Origin of the sequence: Methylobacterium sp. J-070, assembly GCF_022829385.1 — a bacterium.
Classification (GTDB): Bacteria; Pseudomonadota; Alphaproteobacteria; order Rhizobiales; family Beijerinckiaceae; genus Methylobacterium.
Map to the genome: position 1 here is coordinate 1 of NZ_JAKSXX010000244.1, position 511 is coordinate 511.

At 69.3% G+C, this 511-nt stretch carries 1 protein-coding gene; it reads right to left on the reverse strand.

From position 1 onward, the window contains the following. Positions 1-293: 293 nt before the first annotated feature. Positions 294-511, reverse strand: a 218-nt coding sequence (locus MKL01_RS28020) for a MucR family transcriptional regulator (RefSeq protein WP_243908456.1), incomplete at its 5' end; no start/stop codon positions are given.

Genomic DNA, 511 nt, shown 5'->3' on the forward strand with positions numbered 1-511 from the left:
CTGTTCCTGGAGTACGGCAATGATCGATGCGGTGTCTTCGTCGGCCACGGCGGCCGCGACATGCGCCGGAAAGGGCACCACCGTATTCGTCTGCTCTCGCTTCATCGCGCTGAACCCTCGGCTCTCGTCCTCGGGTTCGGCGTGGGCATCCGCTTTGTGCAGAGTATGGCAGCTTGTCCGTGTCGCGCGACGTCCCGGACTTGTGTGGCAGTCCGGCAACGTATTGGCGGCGGCCCGGCATGGGGATCGCCGAGCTCCCGTCGCGACACCGCCGGGACGGGATGCATCCGCGCTCAGGCGGCCTGGCGGCCCTTGCGCTCGCGCTCGGCCATGGCACCGGGCTGGCCCAGGCCGATGGCCTTGGCGAGCGCGGAGCGCTGCGCGGCGTAGCTCGGGGCGACCATCGGGTAGTCGGCCGGCAGGCCGTAGCGATCCCGGTAGGCCTTCGGGTCGAGCCCGTGGCTGGTGAGGTGGCGCTTGAGCGTCTTGTAGGTCTTGCCGTCGATGAAGC